Source organism: Paraburkholderia sp. BGA-UO-ETr-F12 (assembly GCF_059567945.1).
On the sequence record NZ_JCAQOZ010000066.1, the window covers coordinates 1 to 21,598 of the forward strand.

19 protein-coding genes are annotated in these 21,598 nt (G+C 60.5%); 10 read left to right on the top strand and 9 right to left on the bottom strand.

Translation table 11 applies throughout. The annotated features are described in order from the left end of the window. Positions 1–308: 308 nt before the first annotated feature. Complete coding sequence (locus AC57B6_RS33525) at positions 309–2,816, top strand: penicillin-binding protein 1A (protein WP_496422943.1); 2,508 nt, start codon at positions 309–311, stop codon at positions 2,814–2,816. A gap of 158 nt (positions 2,817–2,974) precedes the next feature. On the opposite strand, the gene AC57B6_RS33530 is transcribed toward AC57B6_RS33525, so the two are convergent. Beyond that, positions 2,975–4,093 carry a porin gene (locus AC57B6_RS33530; RefSeq protein WP_025496056.1) on the bottom strand — a complete coding sequence of 373 codons (1,119 nt, stop codon included), beginning with the start codon at positions 4,091–4,093 and terminating at the stop codon, positions 2,975–2,977. A gap of 401 nt (positions 4,094–4,494) precedes the next feature. On the opposite strand from AC57B6_RS33530, the gene AC57B6_RS33535 reads away from it, so the two are divergent. Beyond that, complete coding sequence (locus AC57B6_RS33535) at positions 4,495–4,875, top strand: hypothetical protein (RefSeq protein ID WP_496422944.1); 381 nt, start codon at positions 4,495–4,497, stop codon at positions 4,873–4,875. Here the strand turns inward: AC57B6_RS33535 and AC57B6_RS33540 are convergent. Continuing rightward, a complete protein-coding gene (locus AC57B6_RS33540; protein WP_496422945.1) occupies positions 4,872–6,014 on the bottom strand; it encodes a hypothetical protein in 1,143 nt (380 codons plus the stop codon). The two genes, AC57B6_RS33535 and AC57B6_RS33540, sit on opposite strands and share 4 nt — an antisense overlap. 161 nt (positions 6,015–6,175) lie before the next feature. Between AC57B6_RS33540 and AC57B6_RS33545 the strand changes: the two genes are divergently transcribed. Then, the gene (locus AC57B6_RS33545) at positions 6,176–6,778 is read left to right on the top strand and encodes a DUF3592 domain-containing protein (RefSeq protein ID WP_496422946.1); all 603 of its coding nucleotides are present in this window, start codon (positions 6,176–6,178) and stop codon (positions 6,776–6,778) included. 72 nt (positions 6,779–6,850) lie between these two features. On the opposite strand, the gene AC57B6_RS33550 is transcribed toward AC57B6_RS33545, so the two are convergent. Further along, positions 6,851–7,168, bottom strand: a complete 318-nt coding sequence (locus tag AC57B6_RS33550; RefSeq protein ID WP_496422947.1) for a hypothetical protein — start codon at positions 7,166–7,168, stop codon at positions 6,851–6,853. Between the two features lie 63 nt (positions 7,169–7,231). On the opposite strand from AC57B6_RS33550, the gene AC57B6_RS33555 reads away from it, so the two are divergent. From AC57B6_RS33555 to AC57B6_RS33565, 3 genes are all read left to right on the top strand, one after another. Next, positions 7,232–8,299, top strand: coding sequence for a hypothetical protein (locus AC57B6_RS33555; protein WP_496423147.1), 1,068 nt, complete (start codon positions 7,232–7,234; stop codon positions 8,297–8,299). A 179-nt stretch (positions 8,300–8,478) separates the two neighbouring features. After that, complete coding sequence (locus AC57B6_RS33560) at positions 8,479–8,937, top strand: hypothetical protein (RefSeq protein ID WP_025496050.1); 459 nt, start codon at positions 8,479–8,481, stop codon at positions 8,935–8,937. 262 nt (positions 8,938–9,199) lie between these two features. After that, complete coding sequence (locus tag AC57B6_RS33565; RefSeq protein ID WP_496422948.1) at positions 9,200–10,630, top strand: ISNCY family transposase; 1,431 nt, start codon at positions 9,200–9,202, stop codon at positions 10,628–10,630. A gap of 436 nt (positions 10,631–11,066) precedes the next feature. Here the strand turns inward: AC57B6_RS33565 and AC57B6_RS33570 are convergent, their stop codons facing one another. Then, entirely contained in the window at positions 11,067–12,251 is a 1,185-nt protein-coding gene (locus AC57B6_RS33570; RefSeq protein ID WP_496422949.1) for a porin, read from the bottom strand. A gap of 802 nt (positions 12,252–13,053) precedes the next feature. On the opposite strand from AC57B6_RS33570, the gene AC57B6_RS33575 reads away from it, so the two are divergent. Continuing rightward, complete coding sequence (locus AC57B6_RS33575) at positions 13,054–15,066, top strand: alkaline phosphatase family protein (RefSeq protein ID WP_496422950.1); 2,013 nt, start codon at positions 13,054–13,056, stop codon at positions 15,064–15,066. A 277-nt stretch (positions 15,067–15,343) separates the two neighbouring features. Here the strand turns inward: AC57B6_RS33575 and AC57B6_RS33580 are convergent, their stop codons facing one another. From AC57B6_RS33580 to AC57B6_RS33590, 3 genes are all read right to left on the bottom strand, one after another. Further along, positions 15,344–16,039, bottom strand: a complete 696-nt coding sequence (locus AC57B6_RS33580; protein WP_052719705.1) for a hypothetical protein — start codon at positions 16,037–16,039, stop codon at positions 15,344–15,346. After that, positions 16,027–16,716 carry a hypothetical protein gene (locus AC57B6_RS33585; protein ID WP_025496046.1) on the bottom strand — a complete coding sequence of 230 codons (690 nt, stop codon included), beginning with the start codon at positions 16,714–16,716 and terminating at the stop codon, positions 16,027–16,029. The genes AC57B6_RS33580 and AC57B6_RS33585 overlap by 13 nt, the downstream gene beginning before the upstream one ends. A gap of 356 nt (positions 16,717–17,072) precedes the next feature. Then, positions 17,073–17,762, bottom strand: a complete 690-nt coding sequence (locus tag AC57B6_RS33590) for a winged helix-turn-helix domain-containing protein (protein WP_496422951.1) — start codon at positions 17,760–17,762, stop codon at positions 17,073–17,075. Positions 17,763–17,938: 176 nt separating this feature from the next. On the opposite strand from AC57B6_RS33590, the gene AC57B6_RS33595 reads away from it, so the two are divergent. The 3 genes from AC57B6_RS33595 to AC57B6_RS33605 all read left to right on the top strand — a co-directional run bounded on the left by AC57B6_RS33595 (position 17,939) and on the right by AC57B6_RS33605 (position 19,513). Continuing rightward, on the top strand, positions 17,939–18,529 hold the full coding sequence (locus AC57B6_RS33595; protein WP_174459560.1) for a thioredoxin family protein: 591 nt from the start codon (positions 17,939–17,941) through the stop codon (positions 18,527–18,529). Positions 18,530–18,738: 209 nt separating this feature from the next. After that, positions 18,739–18,975: a DUF4148 domain-containing protein gene (locus AC57B6_RS33600; RefSeq protein ID WP_028198725.1), complete on the top strand. Its 237-nt coding sequence runs from the start codon at positions 18,739–18,741 to the stop codon at positions 18,973–18,975. 121 nt (positions 18,976–19,096) lie between these two features. Beyond that, the gene (locus tag AC57B6_RS33605; RefSeq protein WP_496422952.1) at positions 19,097–19,513 is read left to right on the top strand and encodes an organic hydroperoxide resistance protein; all 417 of its coding nucleotides are present in this window, start codon (positions 19,097–19,099) and stop codon (positions 19,511–19,513) included. A gap of 28 nt (positions 19,514–19,541) precedes the next feature. On the opposite strand, the gene AC57B6_RS33610 is transcribed toward AC57B6_RS33605, so the two are convergent. Together AC57B6_RS33610 and AC57B6_RS33615 are read right to left on the bottom strand one after the other, a co-directional pair. After that, on the bottom strand, positions 19,542–20,066 hold the full coding sequence (locus tag AC57B6_RS33610; RefSeq protein ID WP_063627888.1) for a MaoC family dehydratase: 525 nt from the start codon (positions 20,064–20,066) through the stop codon (positions 19,542–19,544). Further along, positions 20,063–21,448, bottom strand: a complete 1,386-nt coding sequence (locus AC57B6_RS33615; RefSeq protein WP_496422953.1) for an epoxide hydrolase family protein — start codon at positions 21,446–21,448, stop codon at positions 20,063–20,065. Before AC57B6_RS33615 ends, AC57B6_RS33610 begins: the two co-directional genes overlap by 4 nt. Between the last annotated feature and the right edge of the window lie 150 nt (positions 21,449–21,598).

The window sequence follows — 21,598 nt, forward strand, 5'->3', positions numbered from 1 at the left end:
CGGGCGGCATTCGACTGGTCCTCAGCCATGAACCAGTTCGCGATTCTGTTTGGAGAGCGTTTTACCAACGCACGCGGGTAACTCCGCTAACCGCCTCGCACACAAAAATGCGGACAGGTTCGGGCAACGCTAATAGACCACTAACATAACAAGGAAAGGCCAAAAGACCAACAACAGAACAGAACAGAACAGAACAGACCACGACCACAGCACGGCAACGCCAAAAACCCACCTCAACAACAAAACCACCAGCCAGCCCCTGCTACGATGCTGCCTTCGTCAAAGCAGAACGACAACGGTACCCTCGAGTGAAGCGCCTGATCTCCCAACTCCTGCAGACCCTTGAAAAAGGGCTGACCCTGGCAAACCAACCCATCGCCAGAGCCTTCTGGCACCTGCGTCACCCCACGCTGCGCGGCATGGCATGGGCCTGCGCCGCAATCCCGGCGCTCTTCGTGGTGTATGTGCTGGCCCTGATCCCGTTCACGCCCAGCATCGGCGATATCCGTAAGGCGAAAATCGAGCAGCCGGCGCAAATCCTCTCGGCAGACGGCAAACTGCTGGCCGAATTCAAGCCCTCGAACCGCGAGTGGGTAAAACTCCAGGACATCTCGCCAAACGTGGTGAACGCGCTAATCGCCACGGAAGACCACCGTTTCTACCAGCACTTCGGCCTGGATTGGCGCCGCACGGCATCGGCCGCGCTGCACACGTTTTCCGGCGACCGCCAGGGCGGCTCGACCATTACCCAGCAACTCGCCCGCAATCTCTACCCCGATGAGATCGGCCGTGCGCCCACGCTGACCCGCAAGATCAAGGAGGCGATCACGGCCTTCAAGATCGAGGCGCTCTACACCAAGGACGAGATCCTCGAGACCTATCTCAACACGGTGCCGTTCCTCTACAACGCCTACGGCATCGAGATGGCGGCACGAACCTATTTCGGCAAATCGGCCGGCGAACTGAACGTGCTGGAAAGCGCGACGCTCACCGGCATGCTCAAAGGCAACAGCTACTACAACCCGGTGCTCAACCCGGAACGCGCCCTGCAACGGCGCAATACGGTGCTGGCGCAAATGGTCAAGTACGGCAAGCTCACGCCCGCGGCCTACGCGACACTCTCACGCCGTCCGTTGCGGATCGATTTCGAGCGGCAAACCGAGCCGCCCGGACCCGCGCCGCACTTCGCCCAGCAACTGCGCAGGTGGCTCGCGGCCTGGGCGGATCGCAACGACTACAACATGTATTCCGACGGGCTCGTGGTGCGCACCACCATCGACTCACGCCTACAAACCATGGCCACCCAGGCCGTGACCTTGCAGGGCAACCAGTTGCAAGGCATCGCCAACTCGGCATGGGGTACGCGCGCGGGTTGTTCGAACGGCCACGATCTGCTGCAAACTTTCCTGCGCGAAACCCCCGACTACCGCGCCGCGAAAGATGCGGGCCTGACGGACGACGAAGCGCTCAAGCGCGTCTCATCCGATCGCAACCTGGTGCAGTCGGTGTGCGAATCCAAGACCCGGGTACAGGCGGACTTTCTGGCGATGGACCCGCGCAACGGTCAAATCAAGGCGTGGGTCGGCAGCCGTGACTTCAGCCAGGATCCGTTCGACCACGTCCAGCAGGCACGACGTCAGCCAGGATCGACCTTCAAACCGTTCGTCTACGCCGCGGCCTTCGAAGACGGCGCCAAACCCTCCGATACGTTTGTCGACAAAGCCGTCGAAATTCCGTTGGCCGGCGGCGAAGTCTGGCGGCCAAGCGATGAGGATGAACCGAGCGAGCGCGCCATCAGCCTGCGCGACGGCCTCGCGTATTCCCGCAACCGGATCGCGGCCCAGTTGATGGAAACGGTCGGTCCGAACAAGGTCGCGCGACTGGCGCGCGCCATGGGCGTGCGCGACAGCGAACTCGATCCGGTGCCGTCGCTCGCGCTCGGCACGAGCCCGGTGACGCTGAAGGAAATGGTCTCGGCCTACGGCACGATCGCCAACCTCGGCGGTTACGTGGAGCCGGTGATGGTCACGCGTATCGAAGACCGCAACGGCGAGGTGCTGGCAGAATTCACGCCCGTGCCGCCCAAGCAGGAGTTGCCGCCCGACGCCGCCCGCACGCTCGTCGACGTGATGCGCGACGTGGTGAGCCGGGGCACGGGCTCGAGCATTCGCAGCCGCTTCGGCGTTCGCGGCGATGTCGCGGGCAAGACGGGCACCACGCAAGGCAACGCCGACGGCTGGTTCATCCTGATCCAGCCGCAGCTCGTGGCAGGCGCGTGGGTCGGTTTCAACGACAGCCGGGTGACCTTGCGCAGCGACTATTGGGGACAGGGGGCGCACAGCGCGTTGCCAATCGTCGGCGACTTTTTCCAGCGCGCGCAGCGCTCGAAGCTGATCGACAGCCGGGTCAGATTCGCGACCGATCAGCAGCCGGGTTGGTTTGCGGAACGCTCGGACAGGTTGCGCGCGTGGTTCCAGCATCTGTTCACAGCGCAGTCCACGAAGACTGACACGCCGGTCGTCAAGCGCAATACGACACGACACGTGCCTGCCGCCACCGCGCCTGCACCGACGTCCGCTGCGGATGTCGAACCGAAACCGTTGGCCGCGCAGCCGCCGCTTCTTCAAGCGCCTGTGCCGACGAGCGGGGCGGTGAGTGGTGCAGCGAACGGCTCCGTCGACGGTGAGACGCATGGCAGCGGCGAGCCGGCTTTGGCGCCGACGCCCACGCCGGACGACATCGCTCCGCCGGACGCTGACGGCAGCGCGGCCCACTCACTGCCGGGCGCGCCGGCCGGCGCGAGCGCAGCGCCGTGAGGGCTTCGCGAGCGTTCCGCCGTCACGACCTCGCGGCCTTCGCCGTGCCTGCCGCCGCTCGACAGGAACGCGGCAAACCATGATTCGCGCGGGCTGCTTCAGGCGCACCCGCCGTCAGGCAACGAAGCTGCCGTGCCACGCTGCCGCGGCGGTTCGCGTTAGAACCGGTGCGTCATGCCCAACGTCGCAAGAATCTGCTTCGTTCCGGGTGCGGTCACGGTCACACCCGGCCAGCTCACCGTAGCCGTGCCGTTGTTCTTCATGTAGCCCGCCCGCATGTACAAACTCGTGCGTTTAGATATCGAATGATCGATACCCAGTTCGATGCCAGGCGTGTTGTCATGGGTGCCGCGCACGTTGCGCTGAACTCCGGCAATCTCGATCACGTCGGCCGGCGTGGCCTGAATCGTGGCGCCCAACTCCGCAATGCTCAGCGCGTGCCCGGTGCCCAGATGGGCGGCCAGCGACCCGGGCGCCGGGTCCTGCGCACGGTTATAGGAATAGTTGAACTGGAAGTTCACGATGCCGATCCGGTAAGCGAGCGCGCCAATGAAGTGCTCGGTGCCCAGCAGGCTCAGCGCGGCCGGGAGACCGGCAATGGTTTCCCGCCCGGAGTGCTGGTTGACGTACGCAACGCCGGCGTAGAAACCGTAACCCGAGTAGGTGGCCGCGACGTTCAGCATGTTGCCTGTCGTGGCCGGCACGGGCTGCGTCACCGTGGCGGAGAACGCATACATGCCGTAGAACTGCAGGCCTTTGAGATTCGGCGATTGATACATGACTGAATTGCTGGCGCGGCCGGAATCGTATTGCGTCGAGAGCGTGTTCCGGTCCACCGCGAGGACCATGGCCGAAAACGGCGACAATACTTCGTTCGCGCGAAACGGATCGGACGGGTAGATGACCCGGAAGCTGGGTTCGTACTGCCGTCCCATGGTCAAGGAACCGTATTTGTCGTTGCTCAGACCGACCCAGGCCTGGCGATAGAAGAGCGCGGAGGTATCGGCGAACAGCCCGCCGTTGTTCACGTTAAAACCCGTTTCGACGTTGAACTGCGCCTTCAGCCCGCCGCCCAGGTCTTCCGTCCCCTTCAGGCCGAACAGGGAACCGGTCGAGCCGCCGCTTTTCTCGGCATACGAATGGACGCCGCCGTTACTCAGATACTGAATGTTCGCATCGACGACGCCATACAAAGTCACACTCGACTCTGCGGCCGCGGCGCCGCCGGCGGCAAGAATCAGCGTCGCTCCGCAAACGCCATGATTGATAAAACGCATGCATGTCTCCTCTTTTTATATCCGCCTGCAGCGGACTTGATTGCACTGTCTTCATGCGGGAGCGCGTGGGGTCCGAATTCTTCGACCCCGGCGACCCCGGCCGGTCGCGGCAAAATGGAATGACCGTGCTAATTTCAAGTCAATTGACGGGATAAAGCCAGTGCATTGTTTTCATGAGAAGAGTGCAGATATTGCATGGCAAGAAGAACCCGGCGAAACCCGGCTGAGGCCGACGCAATCGCCTGAGTCGTCCGGCCGGCCGAAGCTCGGCGATGTCCCGCCCCGGCGGCTCCTGGCGGCGATTGTTCAGGTGCATGCAACAGTGTTTTCAGTAGGGGAGGCTGATCTGGCGCGCCTGATTGCGGATAATTTCGGGATTGGAAAACAGTTAATAAATGTAGATGAGCAGGTTCAACCCTATTTTTTCAGATCACCCATCCGGTGAGGGGCAGGCACCCGCAGCATCGCAGCGCCAAAACCAGCTGGCCGGCCGGGCGCGCCTGCTTCTCGCAGCGATTGCCACGTGCGCGAGCCTTGTGGGATGTGCATCGTCGACCGATGTTGTCGCTACCGACAAACCCGGCACTTACACCGTTGCGGCGAGCGCGACCGGCGGCCGGATGGCCTGGGCTCGGGCGCATGAACACGCGGTAAGCGAGGCGCGCGATTTCTGCGAACGTCGCGGCATGCAAAGCAGTGTCACGACTGAAACGGTGAGCGGCGTGGAGATAATGACCGAGCACGCATCGTCGGTGAATTTCGAATGCCATCCGAAGTTTTAGGGCTGCGGGGAAACGGGCGACGCCGTGTCGTCGATCAGCGTGAATCCATGCTCGGCGCTCCATTGACGGCGACGCGTCGCGTAGTCGTCGGCCGCCATCGCGGTGCAGATAAAGGTGGGGCCGCCGCCGCACCAGTCGATGGTCAGCGTTTTCGAAAATACCTTTAACCCGGTGGCCACGCCATCGACAAATATGTCGCCTTGCGGTCGCCGGAGCAGGGCGAGCGGATCGTCGAGCGTGCGCAAGGACTCGGGCAGCCAATGACGGCATTCGACAACCGGCGATCCCGGCGGCCCCGGCGGCGGCTCCTCGTGCGCATGCCGTTTTGCGAGGTCTTCGACGAGCGACTCCTGTAGCCAGAGGTCCTGCACGGCGACGAAGCGCTCAGGCCTGGCTGTGGCGATCAATTCGGCGAGCGGCACCACCGAGGGTTGATCGTGCGTAAGCGGGCTGACGCGCCCCTTGACGTCTGTCTCGCTGACCTCGTCAAGTTCCCAGAAACGCGACTCGCGGCAGTGGTACAGAACGCGCTCCCGACGGTCGAAAACGTACAGCCCCCATGTGCCGCGACTTGGCATGGGAGACACGAAGTAGCGCCCATCGTGGGAAAAGCGAGCCGATGCGCCGCCGTTGAGCAGCACGATGCCGTCGGGGAACAGAAAGTCGCAGACAATGGGGCCGCCCATGGCGATCTCTTCCGCACAGATCACGCGGACTGGCTCGTTTTCGGGTGTCTGGACAGGCTCGTCACCGACCCAGGCGCTGCCGCCACGTGGGCCGTCGTGTACGGCGCGCGCAGGACGCTCGGCATTCTGCCCGACTGGCTCTGATTCGACCGTGCGCGGCTGCAGTCCAATGCGCCGTTCGAATGCCTCCAGCGCCAGCACGGAAATCGTCCAGACACCGATACCAGCCGGTATTCCGAGCACGAGATGAGGCACCTCGAGGGCCGTGCGGATGCCGAGTCCAATTGGCCAGCACAGCTTGATGAGCGAGAGCCAATGAGTGCGGAGAACGGCAAATCGACTCTGCAGCCATTCGAACAGCGCGATAGAAAGCCAGCCCGCGAGGCCCCATTGCAGCGATAGCCTTGCACTCGCCCATGTCACCAGAACAATGACCACAAGTTCGGCGAGCATGTGCCACTTAGTCGCGCGCGGCCGTTCAGTTGAATCGTTTGTATTTTCGGCCATTGCCGGATCAATGAAATACCATAGCGCGACATCATAATAAAATCCCGCGTCGTCGTGATTTCGTCGTGATTATTCGTGCGTGCACGCCCATTGAGGCGCTATATCCAATGAAAATATTTTTTCCCACTATCCGTTCGATTTTGCTCATTCTGGTCGGATTGGTGGTTCTCATTGCTGCCATAAAAGGGCTTTGCGATGCCGCCACACTCTGGCAGGCACGCAACTGGCCCGCGGTCGCGGCGCGCGTCGATCAATGTTCGTTGGCGAGGCGCTATGGCAAGCGCGATTCGTGGTGGGAAGTCACGGCTGCGTTTAGCTACGGAAGCGGTTTCGAGCAGCATTACCAGGAAACCTGGACGCCCCCGGATTCGCCGCGGTATAAGCGTGGGCCGGATCCCGTCGTGAACCCGGCCGAGGAGGAAGCCCTCGCCAGAAAGTTTTGCGCCCGAGCCGCTGCGGGAGGACTGCGGGTGTCGGCCGATCATCCCTCGTTGGCGTGGCGAAGCGAAGCGGTCGAGACCGGCGAATGGAAGATGGATCTGGGGATGGGGCTGGGATTCAGCCTCGCTGGCCTGCTTTTGATCGCTGTCGGCGTGGCGCTATGGCCGGGAAGAGAAGCCGCGGTGAAGTCGGCTAAAGCAAGGAAACTGCGCCAGGCGGCGAGGGCGGGGCGGGAGAAAGCAGGCAAGGGCCGTCGGGTCGATTCATAACCCAAACCGCGTAAACCGCCTGCCTCTCTTGCGATCCGTATCAAAGAAAATGCCCGCCAGAGCGGGCCTTCGTTATGTGCCATGCGGGCTGAACTGCAGCAGTGTGGGGCAGTAATCGGTCACCTCGCTCGCGATTGTTTCGGCCGGGATGCTGTTGATATCCTGCTCAGCGAAAACGGTCCGCATTTTCGATTGGGAATGGAGACGCCATTCAGGCTTGATTTGACAGAACATCGCCACACCGGGCTTGCCCAAGGCTGCAGCAATAATCGCTTTGACGGCATCGAACGCGCTTTTGAACGCGAATATCGCGTGCTGCTGATTCGATACGCATCGAATAGCAACCGGCCACGTGCCGGCATTCGACATCGGCACCTGGATCGTTAACAATCGCTCCGTGGAAAAGCGATAAATATCATTCTCAGATTTTTAATAACAAAGGCAACGACAATGATGACTTCCAGCGACGGCCTGACCAGCCCAGCGCGGCTACTGCGACTCGCCTCATGCGTGATCGCGATTGTCTTCGCCATTTTTCTGAACATGCTCGGCAGTCTCGTGATCCGCGATATGGCATTTGCACCGCGTGGCGGGCCGCCAGCCATCGAGCAATTCGTAGATGCTCCGGCGAAAGCGCAGTTGGACTCAGCACGGCGCGATCTGCAATTGCAGCGCGACGCGCTCGATGAGAAGGCTGACACCATGGAGGTGGCGCGCGGACGCGCCGCGAAGGAGTACGCGGACGAGAAGGAAAGTTTCCGTAACTGGCTGGCAACCCGTTCGGTGACGGGCGACAGTGAAAGGGATCCGGACATTCTGGCCAGAACCCGCAAGCTTGATGCGCTCCAGGCGGTGGCGATCAACTGGCAGCATCAGATCGATGCGATTGGCGACCAGCAGCGGACACTGGCATCGCGGAAGGCTCAGTTGGACGCGCGAATCGCCGACGTGGACGCAGTGGCCAAGCGGCGCCTCAACGAGGCGACCCGGCATTATGAGTTGCAGGTGTTCGGCCTGCGGCTTGCGCTAACGTTACCGATACTGCTGGTCGCGATCTGGTTGTTCATCCGCTATCGCAGGGCGCGTTACTGGCCTTTTGTGTATGGCTTTGGCCTGTTTGCATTGAGCGCATTTTTCATTGAACTGGTCCCGTACCTGCCGAATTTCGGCGGCTATGTCCGGGTCCTGGTCGGCATTGCGCTCACGGTATTCGCCGGCCTTTACATGATGAAGGCCTTCAGGCGCTATGCCGAGCGTAAGCGGCTCGAACTGCAGCAGGACCAGGGAGAACGTGCGCGCGCGATCGGATACGAAAAGGCCGTTCGTTCACTCGGAAAAAAACGCTGCCCGTCATGCGAAAAACAATGGAATCTCGGCGGCGACGACTCCACGTTCTGTGTGCATTGCGGATTGAGGCTCTTCAATGTATGCGGATGCGGTGGCCGGAATTTCTTCTTTTTCCCGCATTGCCATCAGTGCGGTACTGCGCAGGACAATGAGCCGGCAGCGGCTTCCGAGTGACGGTCATCGACCGCTTCGATCCGCAACGCGCTCGCCAGAGGATTCCCGGAGCCATTTGCGGGTTGGCCATGGATCGGTCTTCGCCCGCACCGCTGCACGGACGTTGGATGGCCGTTCGCCGACTTAATGCGAATGACGGTTACACTGAATAACCTATCTTCATGTGCCCGGAGACTCCTATGAGCAAGCATAACCTTGTATCGACTGCCGCCACATTGCTGTGCGTGGGCGCCCTGACGGGCTTGATCGCCACCCCGGCTCAGGCAGGCAGCGCGCCGGTGAAATGCCATCTGACCTTCAGCATGTCCGGATGGTCGGCGATTTACCAGCATGCGCAAGGGCACGGCAAGGTAACTTGCGATAATGGGCAAAAGGCCGCTGTCACGATCAGCGTGCACGGCGGCGGCCTGACGGCCGGCAAGTTTCACGTCACCGGCCACGGCGATATCACCCATGTCTACAGCATTAAGGATGTGTTCGGCAGCTACGCGCAGGCCGGTGCTTCGGCCGGCGCAGGAAGTAGCGCTACCGCGCAGGTGCTGACCAAGGGAACGACGTCGATGGCGTTGAGCGGCAGCGGTGAAGGCATAGACCTTGGTGTAGCGGTCGATGCTTTCAAGATCGAACCGGTGCGCTGAGACACCGGAGACGCTTTGATGTATCCCGTCGCCGGGCGTCACAGCAGTGGCGCCCGGGGATGGCGCCCGATGTGCGCACTACGGGATTGGACTTCGGGATTGGACTTGAGTAGTCGGAATAATCGATTTGACATAAGATAAATTATCAACATCTGTCTTGTAAGAGCAAAGTTGTAATGTCGTACCTGGGCAAAGTTCAAATGTCGTAGCTGGAGCTTTTTCGGCTCATGCTGGATGCCGGTTCTGACTGCCGGAGTCCATCGTGGCCCAACCCGGAACGATCACCATGAGCATGCGCGAACTGGATCGACTGAAAGTTATCCAGGCGGTCGTTGAAGAGCGGCTGATGCCCTGGCGGGCGGCCGAGCGGCTCGGACTGAGCCGGCGCCAGGTTGAGCGGCTGGCTAACCGGTATCGATGCGAAGGTGCTGCAGGGCTTGTTTCACGCCGACGTGGCCGCCCGGGCAATCATCAGTTGCCCGTCAATCTGTGTCCTCAGGCCCTGGCGCTGATCCGCGAGCGCTACGCCGATTTCGGACCGACGCTCGCCTGCGAGAAGCTGCACGAATGCCACGGGATCACACTGTCGAAGGAAACCGTGCGGCATCTGATGACGGATGCCGGGCTGTGGATTCCGCGCCGGCAGCGCCCGCCGAAGGTCTACCAGCCGCGGGCCCGGCGCGCGTGTCTGGGCGAGCTGGTGCAGATCGACGGCAGCGAGCATCCGTGGTTCGAGGAACGGGCGCCGGCGTGCACGCTGCTGGTGTATGTCGACGATGCGACCAGCCGGCTGATGGCGCTGCATTTCACGGCGACCGAGTCGACCTTCAGCTACTTCGAGGCAACGCGCGGGTATCTGGAACGCTATGGCAAGCCGGTGGCGTTCTACAGCGACAAGGCGAGCGTGTTCCGCTCGACGCACACGCAGACCGGCGAGCGCGGCGTCACGCACTTTGGCCGGGCGATGTACGAGCTGAACATCGACACGTGGTGCGCGAACAGCAGCTCCGCGAAGGGCCGCGTCGAGCGCGCCCATCTGACGCTGCAGGACCGGCTGGTGAAGGAGCTGCGGCTGCGCGGCATCCGTACCATTGACGCCGCGAACGCGTATGCGCCTGCCTTCATCGCATCGTATAACGCGCACTTTGCGAAACCCCCGAAGAGCAGGTTCGACGCGCACCGGCCATTGTGTGACGATGAGGATCTGGACGCGCTGCTGACCTGGCGCGAACTGCGGCGTGTGACGAAGTCGCTGACGGTGCAGTACGACCGCGTGATGTACCTGCTGGAAGACACGCCGGCGAACCGCAAACTGATCCACCGGTATATCGACGTGTGGGAGTATCCGGACGGGCGCATCGAGGTGAGGGCGAACGGCACGGCCCTTCCCTGCGTGCCTTACGACCGGCTCGCCGCGATCGATCAGGGCGCGGTGATCGAACACAAGCGGCTCGGTCATGCACTGCAGGTCGCACAGGCGCTACAGGCGCAGCGCGACAACCGGCGCGCATCGGGCTCGCCGTCGCGCACGAACCGTGGCGAGGCGGTCCAGCCTGACCAGCGCAAAAGTGGCACGAAGAAGCAGCGCGAGTTCATACAGGCCGATGTTGATGGTGTGATCGTGCAGCTGGCGCAACGCAATCAGCCGAAGCAACCGCGCAAACCTGGCCGTCGGTCTGCAGGATCTGTCTGATCGGACTGACACGCCCTGCCCGCTCACACGCCGTCCTTCAACGCTACGTGAGATTCAAACCGGTAAAGACAGAGTCAAACTCAACGTCGAAACCCGACATTTCTAAATAGCTGCCACCACGACATCTTGAAATGGCCATGACATGAACGGTCGCACTGACGCTTCCTTTCAACGGCCTCAATTGGAATCAGGTCGATATCTTTTCGACTCGCCCTTTGTGCGAAGCGCCACCTGCCTAAGCTCTGGTAATGAAATCAAGACTGCTGAGCAGTTCGGTAAGCAAAAATCCAGAGAGTCGCTCGGCGGCAGATGAAAAGGAGCCCGCCAGGATGGCGGGCAAATTATTACGCCGGAGCCGACTGCGGTTTGCCTCGTCCTGCCGTCGTTGTACAACGATCCATCCCGATGGCCGCAGGACGATAGTTCTGACGGCCACTTAGAAGCGGGTGAGCATGCCGACGGCGCCCATCACCTGATTGCTCGTCGCCGAGTTACCGCCGGCGTTATACATCGTTGCGACATTGTGGTTGCCGATCGCGTGCTGGTACATCGCCTCAGCGTACACTTCCGTGCGCTTCGACAGCGAGTAGCGAGCAATCGCGTTGACCTGGTTCCACTTCGGATCGGTGGCGAAGTTCGACTTGCTCACACCGTTCAGGTGACCGTCCGTGAACGTATCCATGAGGCCGAGATTCAGCGCCGGCGTGAGTGTGTACTTGACGTTCAGTTCATAGTTGTCGAAGTGCGTCGAACCGCCAGCCGGGTTCAGGCCGAACGCGGCAGTGTTCTGGAACTGGCTGTGCGTGTAGACGAAGTTGACCGCCGCCGGGCCGAACGTATAGCCGACGCCCGCACCAACCGTGCGCTGCACATCCGCCGTCAGATTGCCGCCGCCAGCGGTCGACTTGAACTCGCTCGGGTCAGCCGCGACGTTCTGATTGGCCGTGCCCGCAGGGGTGCTCGCAGCCCCCGAGCCGTTGATCTGGAGGTAGGCTGCGGCCAGTCGCAGCGGGCCGTTGCTGTAGCTCGCGCCGGCACTGTACGCGCGGTCGACCGCGAAGCTGGTGCTGTTGCTGAACGCGTACAGGGCGCCGAACTGGAGGCCGGCGTAGTTGACACTCGAGTACTTGACCGAGTTGCTCATGCGGACCGAGTGTTGCAGGTTGTCGTTGTCGTACACGTGTGCGAAGCCCGCGTCGCCGAACGTGCCTGCCGTGCCGGACAACGGTGAGACGTAGTCGACCATCGAGTCATACTGGCGGCCCATCGTGACGGTGCCGTACTGAGCCTGGCTCAGGCCAACGAATGCTTGACGGCCGAACATGCGACCGCCCTGGCCGAGCGCGCCGTTGTTGACGTTGAAACCGTTTTCGAGCACGAAGATAGCCTTGAGGCCGCCGCCGAGATCTTCCGCACCGCGCAGACCGAAGCGGCTGCCGCTGATATTGCCGCTTGCGAGTGCGACGCGCGAGCTACCGTGGCTGGGTGTGCCATTCTGAACGTTGTTCGTATAGGCGATGCCCGCGTCGATCAGGCCGTAGAGGGTGACCGAACTCTGCGCGTTGGCAGCGGACGCTGCAGACGCTCCGATAAGCGTGACGACGAGGGAAATCCTCTTCATGACATAAGACCCCATGACGTGAAAGGAACAATCGGAGCCAGTCTATAGCCGTGTCCGGCGCAGAAACTGAATCGCCCTGAAAAATTAGGAGACAACCATTTCATCAAACCGCAACAATTGAGCTGCGATCTGGCTTTGCGACCTATGGAGAAACGGTTTGGAGTGCCATTTGTTTGTATAGCGAGTTGCTCAGCCGCAACAGTGATTGCGCGCCAAATAGGTCTATTCCGCCCGCACGCCGTCGAGTTTTTGCTCGAGGTAGACCGCTTCGGACGACTCATTCTTCCGAGGTGGCATTGCCCTCCACCGCGTTTGGTCCCGCATTAAAGCAACGGTGCGCATCAGGCTTGCGCTACATGGCCGGCGGTCATCCGGCCGACCCGATCGGCCAACAGCTCGCACAGTACGTTATCCTTATCAGTTAACCTTCCAGATTGGCGCGTAGGCGGTCCAGCAATGCTACGTGCCGAGGCGTTCTTTTGGTATGGCGCAATGACGTTCAGCGCTCATCTGATCTGATGTATCGGGAGCTCGAAGTGCTGACGGATCAGCGAGCGTCTTCACTCGCTTCCAGACGCGCGTCCGTCGATCTCACCGCCGTTTGTAATGAATCGAAGGCCATTTGTCATCCACGTCACATGACTCGCGCGGTACGGACATCTTTCCAACTCCTGGTGGACACACAGCAAGCCTAACGTTACCTCCGTTGTAACGCGCGGTAATGAAAAACAGCATGCCGTAAGCGGCACATTGCGCTCGCTGCCACCCGGTGTGCCCTGTGTCAATCCCGTTGGAGAGATCCATGAAGCGTATTGCTACCATCCCACGAAAACCCTTCGTTCAAGCCATTCTGACGTGCAGCGCATCTGCACTGGCGCTCGGCACCGCACTCTACCCTGCCATTTCCGCCAGTCAGCAGCCTGACACGACCTCCATTCAAACGACCTCGCCGATCAAGCATGTGATCGTTGTCGTGGGCGAAAACCGTACCTTCGATCATGTGTTCGGCGCCTACACCCCGCGACGTGGGCAAACGGTATCGAATCTGCTCTCGAAAGGCATCATCACGCAGGACGGCAAACCCGGACCCAATTTCGCAGTAGCCGCACAGTACACCGCGAAAGCCGACAACCCTAATCGTTTCGATCTGAGCCCTTCCGGCAAGAAGCTCTATACGGTACTGCCGGCACCCAACACGGGCTTTGTGGCAACCGCCCCGAGCGACACCAGCCCCCCGCCCTTCGCAACCCTTGCAGCGGCGCAGGCGGCAGAAGGGACGACACTCCTGCCACAGGACGTCATGCATCTGACGACCGGCGCGTCGGGCTTGCCGCAGCAGGTACCGGATACACGCTTTGGCGCAGACACCTTCAACCTGCCGAACGGCCCCTACCAGATTTCGCGAGTGGGTCCGGACTACGATCAATACATGAATAGCCCGGTGCACCGCTTCTATCAGAACTGGCAGCAGTCTGACTGTAACGTCTCGCAGGCGACCTACGACAACCCCAGCGGCTGCCGAATGGACCTGTTCGCGTGGGTCGAAACATCGGTCGGCGCCGGCTCGAATGGCAAACCGAAGCCAGCCAACTTCACCGACCAGACGACAGGCGAAGGATCGACAGCACTCGGCTATTACAACGTGAATACCGGCGATATGCCCTATTTCACCGAACTCGCGCGTCAATACACGATCAGCGACAACTATCACCAACCGGTGATGGGCGGCACCGGTGCGAACAGCATCATGATCGGTACGGCTGATGCGCTCTACTACACCGATGGCAACGGCAACGCTGCGACTCCGCCCGCCAATCAGATCGAAAATCCTCATCCACTGGCAGGCACAGACAACTGGTACACGCAGGACGGTTACTCAGGGGGTACATACAGCAACTGTTCTGACCCGAAGCAGCCAGGGGTAGGCGCGATCCGCCATTACCTGGGCACGCTGCCCTATCACCCCGACGCGAACTGCGCGGCCAATACCTACTATCTGCTCAACAACTACAACCCAGGCTATAACGGCGACGGCAGCGTCAACACGAGCAGTCCCTTCACGATTCCGCCTTCGCCGGTCCGTACGATCGCGGATTCACTGCTGGCGAAAAACGTATCATGGAAGTATTACGGCGAAGGCTGGAAGACATTCGTCAGCAATCCGTCCACGAGCGTCTACTGCAACATCTGCAATCCGTTTCTCTACGAAACCGCAATCATGAGCAATCCGGCGCTAGTCGCTGCGCACCTGCAGGACACGACCGACCTCTATGCGGATATCACGGCCGGGACCTTGCCGGCCGTGTCGTTCGTGAAGCCGGGTGGTCTGCTGGACGGGCATCCTGAATCGTCGAAGTTCGGTCTGTACGAGGGTTTCGTGCATAAGCTTGTCGATGCGGTCCAGGCCAACCCGAGGCTGTGGGCGTCAACAGCGATCCTGATCACCACAGACGAAGGCGGCGGCTACTACGATTCGGGCTACATCCAGCCGGTAGATTTTTTCGGCGACGGTCCGCGCATTCCGCTGATCGTGGTGTCGCCGTATTCCCGCGGCGGACGTGTGGTACATGAATATGCGGATCATGCGTCGATCGTCAAGTTCATCGATCGCAACTGGTCCCTGTCTCCGATCACATCGCGCAGCCGCGACAATCTGCCGAATCCGGTACAGCTCCCGGGCAATCCGTACGTACCGACCAACTCCCCGGCTATCGGCGATCTCTTCGACTCGTTCCATTTCAATGGAAATCGCGGAGATAATCACGACGGCAACGGCGAGGGTAACAGCGGTGGTTTTGGCTGGTGGCCGTTCTGAATCGACTCAGATAAGTGGGCATATTCGGGAAGTTCCGCGACACGGCGCGTGGGTGGCTGTGCCGCGGAAATCCATTTGGCTGCAGCGCTGTGCCGCCCTCGCGAGACATGAGCGCTTCGGAGTCGACGCTCATATGCAAACTATAGTAATGAGTCAACGGAGGTCGACCTTGAAAACCCGGTCGCCGCTACCTTGTCAGCGCTCCCGGACGACACGACGCAGGCACGCTCAAGGAAGACCCGACGTGATGTCGGGCGCCCCCTTCAAGCATCCATCTTTAATGCGCAGTCGTTGCCGACATATACTGCTCTCGCACTGCCAGTCCTCCGTATGGCAAGTGAGATGCTGTGACCGTCGCAACGTAATCTGAATACGCATATTCCACCCTTGCGACCGCCACGGGTTTTTCCATGAGAGAAGTCAAGGTGGTATCCCCGGTCATTGCCGTCGGAACGCCAAGGGCTTGGCGCAGACTTTGCAGAGCGATCCGCCAGCTCTGCCGGGTCTCTGATTCAGTCATGTCCCGGCGGTAAAGATTGATCGCCATGAGAGTGCGGTCCGGTTTAAAGCTGAACCATATTTCGCTCACAGGCGGGCCGTTTGTGCGAAGCAGTTGCGCCGGTACGCCGCGACAGCGCAGATAGCGAAAACCACGTGAAATCTCGTCGCAGTGCACGTTGTCGCGGGTCATCTGTTCGGCCACCTCCGACTCGGTACTGCGATCGAGTTGCAGTCCGAGTGCCGGACGGTCCGGTGCCGCGATCGAGCCTCTTTGCCTGGAAATAGCGTTGCTCCTCATGGACAGGACGACGTTCGAGTCGACCGTATCGACTGGGCACGGGACGCCGAGTTTAGCCAGAAGCTGCCGCCCGTGCGACGTATGCAGCCAGCCAATCGCAGCGACACTGACGCACGTCGCTGCAATGAGGCCAGCCATAATGCGCGTGCTTCGCGCCGCCGCTAGCTGGAGCATGATGTCGCAACCGTAGGAGGCAGATAAAGCGGGCCGCCGGGCGTAGCACTCGTGATGGTGCCACGCAGGTTGAACAGCGTCGGCACTGCACTATATTGAAACTTTGTGCCAACCGGGATGCCGGCGGAATTGGTCGAGGTGAGCGCGTAGGTTCCATTGGTCGTCGAGGTCAAGGCGGCGAAGTCCGCGGCGGGTAGCTTGCTCTGGAACGTCGCGACCAGGTCCACCATGAACTGGTCGAACACGCAGCCAGGCACGCCGACGTCGTTATGGGCGGTCGTCATGTCCTGACACATTTCCGGTTGGGCGTCGACATCACCGGTAACCTTGACCGGCCCGGGATAGGTGTACGGCCCTCCAAGGAGCGATTCGAACTGCAAAGTAAGACATGCTTCGAGCCGCGCGGGGGTGTCATGGGCCGCACTGCTTTTGCTGGTGTTGCCTGTTACCGCCGCAAAATACGGTGCCTCGACGGGATCTGCCAATAGACCGGTGACTGCCGCGTTCACGACGCCGGCCACGGCTGCCGGGGCGGCCGAGTCACCGCCGAGTGCCGACCAGATCGCCTTATTCTCGGGGTGCTGAACCACCGGTGGACTCACGTCATTGCCGCCGCCACAAGCAGTGAGCGCCACCAGCGCTGCCGCGGCCAACAGGATGCCAACGAACCGTTTCATGGATTATCTCCTCAGGAAGCCGTCGCGACGCCTTTTTCCTCAAGTGCCACGATAAGCACCTCGGTGGGACGGCAAACGTTCTATACGTGGGCTGAGGCAGAACGGATGCAGCGTACGCATTTTCCTCAACAAACGCGCGGATAGAAGGTGGTGGCCTCAGCTTCCATGACGCATGTCGGCCCTGCGATATCTGGCCGTGCAGCAATCCTGCGTGCCGGAGATGCGAACTGGCAATTCGAATGACCTGACAATAATGCTGCTTCGCAGCACTGACCGTTGCCGTCATGCCGGGGATAAAAGCAACGTGACGTCGATGGTGACACTGGACATGTGCGAACTCGACCTTCAAAGGTGATTCAGGCCCACGGACCGCCATCGATCATGGTCACGGCCGCCGAAAACACATAACCTTCACTGCGCAGTGTCTTGATGTAACGGGGTTCGCGCGCAGTGTCCTGCAGGCGTTGCCGCAAACGGCTGACCAGCAGATCGATCGAGCGGTCGAATGGATCGGCCTGGCGGCCCTGGGTCAGATTGAGCAATTGATCGCGCGTCAGCACCCGTTGGGGATGATCGAGAAATACCCGCAGCAGGCGATACTCCGCGCCGCTCAGCGCGGCCATCGTGCCCTCGGCGTCGAGCAGATGGCGCGCGGTGGTATCGAGCCGCCAGTCGCCGAAGCCGATCATCGGCGCGGTTTCGGTCAACTGCATGCCGGGTGGCAGCATCCGCGCGCGGCGCAACACGGAGCGGATACGTGCCAGCAGTTCGCGCACCGCAAACGGCTTGGACAGGTAATCGTCCGCGCCCATTTCCAGTCCGAGAATACGATCCGCTTCTTCGCTGCGGGCGGTCAGTATCAGTACCGGCACCGTGCGGAACTTGCCAGCACGCAGTTCGCGGCATAACACGAGACCGTCCTTTCGACGATTGACACGCACCCGGTTCGCGTTCACCAGCGAAAAATTGACCGGGTGTGCCTCGGTACCAACTTCGAATTTGACGGTTCCGCAATGGCAGGACCCGTGCAGCAGTTCGGTCTGCACATGGCCTCCGCCGTGGCGCCCGGCTGCTGTATAGCACCGCACTCGACGCTTTGTATCGCAATGTATCCGGATGTTCTCCTGACACAAAACATTGCAGCCAGTCGCCCTCCCCGACACAAGCCAGATACGAACGGGCGTTCCAATGCAGCCATGCTCACTACTCAAAGGACGCTGACATGCTCCTCCGACTCAGAATCACCCCTCGCATCGCGCTGTTCGCCGTAAGCGTGGCCGCTGGTGCCGCCGCCATCACCGCCACCCTCGGTGGAGGTCCCGCGGCCAGTGCCGCGGCCCGTCCCGCTACGAGCCAGTTCAACGCCGGCGCGGCCACTACCGCGCCGGAATTTACCGGCATTGATAAATGGCTCAATAGCGATCCCCTCACCTTGCGGCAGTTGCGCGGCAAGGTCGTACTCGTTGATTTCTGGACCTACACGTGCATTAACTGCATTCACGTACTCCCTTACGTGAAGACCTGGAACCAGAAGTACAAGGATCAGGGTCTGGTCGTGGTCGGTGTGCACACACCCGAGTATCCGTTCGAGCGCAACACCGACAACGTCGAGTCGGCGATCAAACGCTTCGGCATCACGTTCCCGGTGGCGCAGGACAACGACTACGCAACGTGGCGAGCGTACGACAATCAGTATTGGCCGGCGTTTTATCTGGTCGACAAGAATGGACGGCTGGCCTACACGCACTTCGGCGAAGGCGACTATGAGCAGACAGAGGCGAAGATCAAGGCATTGCTGGCGCAAAACCCGTGATTCGTATCTCAATGTATCCAGGCACCGAAAGAACACAGAACATTGCAATTGGGCCAGTTTCCAGACACAAGCCAGATACGTCAGCACGTTTTAATACATCAACGCCGGATGCAAGACATAAGCAACTTCGCCGATGACCGGTTGAACGGTTGCGGTTGATTCCAGATTCCAGCGCCTTCCTCTTAACTGATTAGTTCGTGGAGCACGATATGAAAACCTCAATGATCGCTTTGGCCTTCGCCACATTCGCAACAACTGGTTTCGCACACGCATCCGACGCACCGGCAGCAAGTGCAAACCCGGCGGGCGCCGCTCAAATTCAACAATGGAACCCGAGCGAGGCCGGCGCGATGCAAAAGACACGCGCAGAAGTTCGCAACGAGCTGCTGCAAGCCGAGCACGACGGCCAGCTCAGCTATCTTCGCAAGGTGTACCAAGGTAGCTGACCGTCTCAACCCGATGGAGGGTTGCATTCCTCGTTCATTAACATAAGCAATCCTGTTGATTAAAGACCACATGGTTCATCGCGAATGGACCTTGTGAAATGGAACACATTCGGATTACATCATGACTCAAATCGACCAACTACTGTACACGGCTAAAACTCATACAACGGGCGGACGGGACGGAGCGTCACGCAGTTCCGACGACCGTCTGGACATTAAGCTCTCGCCGCCCGGTGGCGCGGGCAAAGGCACCAATCCGGAGCAGTTGTTCGCTGCCGGATGGTCCGCGTGCTTTATCGGCGCAATCGGGCTTGCGGCCAGCGCAATGAAAGTCCGGCTCCCAGCGAATCTGGCGGTCGACGCCGAAGTCGATCTCGGCGTAACGGACGGTGCCTATTTCCTGCAGGCACGTCTGAATGTCAGCGTGCCGGGGCTGGACCGCGAAGTCGCCCAGGCGCTCGTGGATGCCGCGCATCGGACTTGCCCTTATTCCAAAGCCACGCGGGGCAACATCGACGTCCAGATCAGTCTGGTCTAACCGCCGCCGCGCGCCAACTGTGCTTTCGTTACCGTGCCTTTTTGTCCGTCTCGCTGAGGCTCTGGCCGCCTTTGGCCACATCTGCTTCGTGAGTTCGCGCGAAGACGACGAGGCGTGCAATAAGTCGCTGACACACGTCGCCGTGCTGGTTCCGTGTTTCGCTTTGCACGGTCACGATGCCACGGCCGGGCTTCGACCTGGACCGTTCGACAGTCAGGATGGTGCTGGTCACTCGCAGTATGTCGCCCGGCCGCGTGGGCCGCGGCCAGGCGATATCGCCGCCGGCCCCAATGATGCCTCCGGCCAACGGCAGGCTTTGCACCAGCAGCCTCATGGTGACGGCGGCCGTATGCCAGCCGCTTGCGGCTAGTCCTCCGAACAGAGTATCGCGTGCGGCGACGTCATCAAGGTGAAAGGGTTGCGGGTCGAATTCGCGGGCGAACGCCTGGATCTGTGCAGGCTCAAGCCTCGCCTCGGCACTTTCATACACAAGGCCTTCGGAGAGGTCTTCCAGATAGAGCTTCTGGGCTGTCATGCCAATGTTATCGGTCATCTCTCTGCTCCTATGTCGAGCCATGCGCTTTGCAGGCAGCTCTCGCAACTTCGAGGGCAGCGCAGCGTCCGGAAACTCACGCGGACTTCTTCCGCAAACGCCTGCGGCTGCTCCCACGCCGCAAAGTGGCCGCCTTTCGGCAACCGGTTGTAGTGAATCAGCTTCGGATACGCTTTCTCCGTCCAGCTCTGCGGCGCCGCGTAGATTTCGTCCGGAAATACGCTCACGGCAACGGGAATCGCAACGTGCTTCGGCGCGAAGAAGTTCAGCTTGTTCTCCCAATACAAACGTGCCGACGAAACGGCCGTATTCGTCACCCAGTAGAGCGTAACGTTGTCGAGCACGTCATCTCGCGTCAAACCCTCGCTTTGTCCGTTAAAAACGCGGGCAATCAACGCCTGACTCGCCGCATCATGGTCGAGCATCCATGCAGCGAGACCGATCGGGGAATCTTCGATCCCGTACAGTGTCTGCGGACGGTTCGCCATCTCCTGCGCATAGCCGAGACCATGCTTGTAGAAGTAGTCGAGCTGATCGAACGCGTGCCTCTCGTCCGGCGAAAGACCGGCCGGTGGCGGACTTGCATACTTCAGTTTAGTGGCAATATCATCCGGCACGGTAGCTGGCATGTTGGTATGAATGCCCAGCAGTTCCGGCGGTGCGATCAGCGCCATCTGTTCCGTCACCGCATTGCCCCAGTCGCCTCCTTGCGCGACGTAACGCGTATAGCCAAGGCGCTTCATCAGCACTGTCCACGCGCGAGCGATTCGCGCCGGATCCCAGCCTGTTCCGGTTGGCTTGCCCGAGAAGCCGTGTCCCGGCAGCGAAGGAATCACCACATCGAAAGCGTCCGATGCATTTCCACCATGGGCCGTTGGATTAGTCAGCGGATCGATGACCTTCAGCTGCTCGATGATCGAACCAGGCCATCCGTGCGTAATCAGGACGGGCAACGCATTCTGATGTTTCGAACGAACGTGGATGAAATGAATATCCAGCCCGTCGATCTCGGTCACGAATTGCGGCCACGCGTTCAATCTCGCTTCGACCTCGCGCCAGTTGTAATCTGTCGACCAATATTGCGCAAGCTTTTGCATCGTCGCAAGCTGCACGCCTTGCGATGAATCCGTGACCGTCTCGCGTTCCGGCCAACGTGTCGACTTGATACGTCTGCGCAGATCGGCGAGTTGAGATTCCGGCACATGCACGCGGAGCGGACGAATCGAAGCATTGTCGCCGCCTCCCACAGTGGCAACTTCAGTAACGGATTGATTCGGCTCCGCAAAAGCGTAGCGGCTCAGTGACGCTGCAGCGAGCGACGCCGTTGCCACACCGAGAAAACGACGACGCGACGACGCATGGGCATTGATGATTTCTGACACAGAAACTCCACTATTACTTTCGTAGTCTTAATGAATAGAAAGACACACAATCTGCTAATCGACCGACCTCTGTATACCAACATGCCTTGAGCGCCAGATCGGTACCGCGCTTCGGCGGAAAGTGCGATGCCGTGATATCGGCGTCAACTT

What these genes read in the sequence shown, in the direction of transcription:
- AC57B6_RS33530 (WP_025496056.1), bottom strand. Translation starts at nt 4,093, where the DNA reads ATGCGTTTTATCAATCATGGCGTTTGCGGAGCGACGCTGATTCTTGCC.
- AC57B6_RS33535 (WP_496422944.1), top strand. Translation starts at nt 4,495, where the DNA reads ATGAGCAGGTTCAACCCTATTTTTTCAGATCACCCATCCGGTGAGGGG.
- AC57B6_RS33540 (WP_496422945.1), bottom strand. Translation starts at nt 6,014, where the DNA reads ATGCTCGCCGAACTTGTGGTCATTGTTCTGGTGACATGGGCGAGTGCA.
- AC57B6_RS33545 (WP_496422946.1), top strand. Translation starts at nt 6,176, where the DNA reads ATGAAAATATTTTTTCCCACTATCCGTTCGATTTTGCTCATTCTGGTC.
- AC57B6_RS33555 (WP_496423147.1), top strand. Translation starts at nt 7,232, where the DNA reads ATGACTTCCAGCGACGGCCTGACCAGCCCAGCGCGGCTACTGCGACTC.
- AC57B6_RS33560 (WP_025496050.1), top strand. Translation starts at nt 8,479, where the DNA reads ATGAGCAAGCATAACCTTGTATCGACTGCCGCCACATTGCTGTGCGTG.
- AC57B6_RS33570 (WP_496422949.1), bottom strand. Translation starts at nt 12,251, where the DNA reads ATGAAGAGGATTTCCCTCGTCGTCACGCTTATCGGAGCGTCTGCAGCG.
- AC57B6_RS33575 (WP_496422950.1), top strand. Translation starts at nt 13,054, where the DNA reads ATGAAGCGTATTGCTACCATCCCACGAAAACCCTTCGTTCAAGCCATT.
- AC57B6_RS33580 (WP_052719705.1), bottom strand. Translation starts at nt 16,039, where the DNA reads ATGCTCCAGCTAGCGGCGGCGCGAAGCACGCGCATTATGGCTGGCCTC.
- AC57B6_RS33585 (WP_025496046.1), bottom strand. Translation starts at nt 16,716, where the DNA reads ATGAAACGGTTCGTTGGCATCCTGTTGGCCGCGGCAGCGCTGGTGGCG.
- AC57B6_RS33595 (WP_174459560.1), top strand. Translation starts at nt 17,939, where the DNA reads ATGCTCCTCCGACTCAGAATCACCCCTCGCATCGCGCTGTTCGCCGTA.
- AC57B6_RS33600 (WP_028198725.1), top strand. Translation starts at nt 18,739, where the DNA reads ATGAAAACCTCAATGATCGCTTTGGCCTTCGCCACATTCGCAACAACT.
- AC57B6_RS33605 (WP_496422952.1), top strand. Translation starts at nt 19,097, where the DNA reads ATGACTCAAATCGACCAACTACTGTACACGGCTAAAACTCATACAACG.
- AC57B6_RS33610 (WP_063627888.1), bottom strand. Translation starts at nt 20,066, where the DNA reads ATGACCGATAACATTGGCATGACAGCCCAGAAGCTCTATCTGGAAGAC.